A 2,069-nucleotide genomic window follows, 5' to 3' on the forward strand; every position below is an offset into this window, starting at 1 on the left:
TTCTTATTATACGCAGAAAAGGAGAGAAGTAAACATGAAACTTGCAATATGCTTTGTTCCCACCCGATTTGGTCTCTCAATCCTTGCATGGCGGGAGAAAATCGAGTTCTTCATCCTTCCCCAGAGAACAAAAGAAAAAGCCCTCATGCATCTTCACCGATGGATATCCACCGATGAGCTTCAGGAGGACACCCCTCCTTTCCCGGGAATCGTAGAAGAAATCCAAGCGTACTTTGAGGGAAAACGAGTTGCCTTCTCCCATCCCCTCGCCCTGGACCATCTTCCCCCTTTCACGAGAAAGGTCCTTGAAGCCGTAGCCCAGATTCCCTACGGGAGCACCCTCACGTACGGAGATATCGCCCAAAAAATTGCCCTTCCGCACGCAACTCGCGCCGTGGGAAGGGCACTTGGAAGGAATCCGCTTCCCCTTTTCATTCCCTGCCACCGGGTCACAGGGAAGATGAACCTCGGGGGATTCTCGGGTTACGGGCTCCGGTACAAAATCCTCCTCCTGTCACTCGAGCTTTCGGGGAACGGCCTCTGCGGGAACCGCACCCTCTAAGAAGGCACTCACCTTCTTGTACACAAGGAGAGTCACCACCGCGTTGATTGCCCCCTTCAGGAGGTTAAAGGGCACAATAACAGGGAGAATCATCCCCAAGACGACGCTTCGGGGAACCCCAAGGTAAATGGGAGTAACAACGAGATTGGCAAGAACCATAACTCCGGTCATGACGAAAAGCCCCACGAGAAGCCCAAGGAAGGCTCCCTGCCGAGTCCGATTCCGTCGGTACACCCATCCCGAGATGCCGATAAACGTCCCGCAGGCAAGAAAGTACATGAGCATTCCCCAGGGACCACCCTGCCCGGTAATGAGGGCAAAGAGCACCGCCACAATGGCCGCCGCCCCAAGCGCCACCCCTGGCCCGAACTTGAAGCTCACCATGAGAAGAGGAATATCCCCCGGACGGTACAGGAGAAACGATGCCGAAGGAATCAGAGGAAAGTGAACGAAAAGATCCAGCACCAGGGACAAAGCGGCAAAAGCACCGGCATAGATGAAGTACTTCCGCATCGAAGCAACCTCCCTCTCTCCTTCCCAGGGCAAAAGGAAGCCCTGAAAGCTTTTGCGCCTTCAGGGCTTGAGGGCACCGGTATAACTTCTTCTCCCATCCGGACTATACCGTCGGCTCCGGAATTCCACCGGATCAACCCCTCTCTCCGAGAGGGGCTCGCGGGCTTTCACCGCCGGTCGGGAATTGGGTGTTTCCCCTCACCCTGCCCTGAAGAAGTTTTTGTCTTTTGAGAATTATACCACACAGGCCCCAGGAATCCAAAGCTAAGGTGGCAAAAAAACGGCACAGGAACTCCAGACTCCTGGCAAATTGGTAAAAGAAACTGCTTTAGAAGTAAACTACAACTTTGCGAGCAAGTCGTCCTCAGGCGGCAGTGGTACAATACCTGCAGGAATCACAGGGCTCGGCAAAACCATTTCCAGAAAGGAAAGAGGGCAAACCATGCAGAGCTTGAAAGAACTCATCGATCGGCTTCCTCCCGAGTTGCAGCAGGAGGTGCAGGATTTCGTAGAGTTCTTGCTGGAGAAAAGGGTAAGGGCGCCCAAAAGACAACCGAAATTCGAGTGGGCCGGAGCTCTTAAGGACCTGCGTGATCGGTATACCTCGGTAGAACTCCAGCATAAACTTGCCGAATGGAGAATCGGTGAATAATGAATATTCCGGCAATTCCTACTGGACATTGTTTTTGGAGCTGGATTCACCGTGATTGGCCTTCCAGGCAGAGAAATGGAGGGCGTTATTCAGTCTGCCCTACGGTTTGGCCTCGATTTTGACGATGCCTATCAGTACACTCTTGCCAATCACTATGGACTCACAATCGTCAGCTTCGACAGCGACTTCGATCGAACGGAAAAAGGTCGCAAACTTCCTGCAGAACTGCCGTAGGTAATATAAGGATCCCTAACCCCCAATAATGGCCTCCTCCAACAACCCGCGATAAGCCCAAATGGGGGTCAGAAGTCTCAGCGGTTCCCATCCCGGCCATCGCGGACC

The 2,069-nt window shown here is 53.3% G+C and carries 4 protein-coding genes and 1 riboswitch; of the genes, 3 read left to right on the top strand and 1 reads right to left on the bottom strand.

Features of this window, described 5'->3' with window-relative positions; genetic code table 11:
- Positions 1–34: 34 nt before the first annotated feature.
- Entirely contained in the window at positions 35–562 is a 528-nt protein-coding gene (locus tag H5U36_10200) for a methylated-DNA--[protein]-cysteine S-methyltransferase (GenBank protein ID MBC7218477.1), read from the top strand.
- Here the strand turns inward: H5U36_10200 and H5U36_10205 are convergent.
- Positions 515–1,075, bottom strand: a complete 561-nt coding sequence (locus H5U36_10205) for an ECF transporter S component (protein MBC7218478.1) — start codon at positions 1,073–1,075, stop codon at positions 515–517. The two genes, H5U36_10200 and H5U36_10205, sit on opposite strands and share 48 nt — an antisense overlap.
- Before the next feature lie 82 nt (positions 1,076–1,157).
- Positions 1,158–1,295, bottom strand: a riboswitch (FMN riboswitch).
- 222 nt (positions 1,296–1,517) lie between these two features.
- Here H5U36_10205 and H5U36_10210 point away from each other — a divergent pair.
- On the top strand, positions 1,518–1,727 hold the full coding sequence (locus H5U36_10210) for a DUF2281 domain-containing protein (protein MBC7218479.1): 210 nt from the start codon (positions 1,518–1,520) through the stop codon (positions 1,725–1,727).
- A gap of 51 nt (positions 1,728–1,778) precedes the next feature.
- Positions 1,779–1,961 carry a PIN domain-containing protein gene (locus tag H5U36_10215; protein ID MBC7218480.1) on the top strand — a complete coding sequence of 61 codons (183 nt, stop codon included), beginning with the start codon at positions 1,779–1,781 and terminating at the stop codon, positions 1,959–1,961.
- Positions 1,962–2,069: the final 108 nt, after the last annotated feature.

This window comes from Candidatus Caldatribacterium sp., from assembly GCA_014359405.1.
Classification (GTDB): Bacteria; Atribacterota; Atribacteria; order Atribacterales; family Caldatribacteriaceae; genus Caldatribacterium; species Caldatribacterium oleiphilum.

Excerpts from the sequence above, each read along its gene's own strand:
- H5U36_10200 (MBC7218477.1), top strand. The coding sequence starts at position 35 with ATGAAACTTGCAATATGCTTTGTTCCCACCCGATTTGGTCTCTCAATC.
- H5U36_10205 (MBC7218478.1), bottom strand. The coding sequence starts at position 1,075 with ATGCGGAAGTACTTCATCTATGCCGGTGCTTTTGCCGCTTTGTCCCTG.
- H5U36_10210 (MBC7218479.1), top strand. The coding sequence starts at position 1,518 with ATGCAGAGCTTGAAAGAACTCATCGATCGGCTTCCTCCCGAGTTGCAG.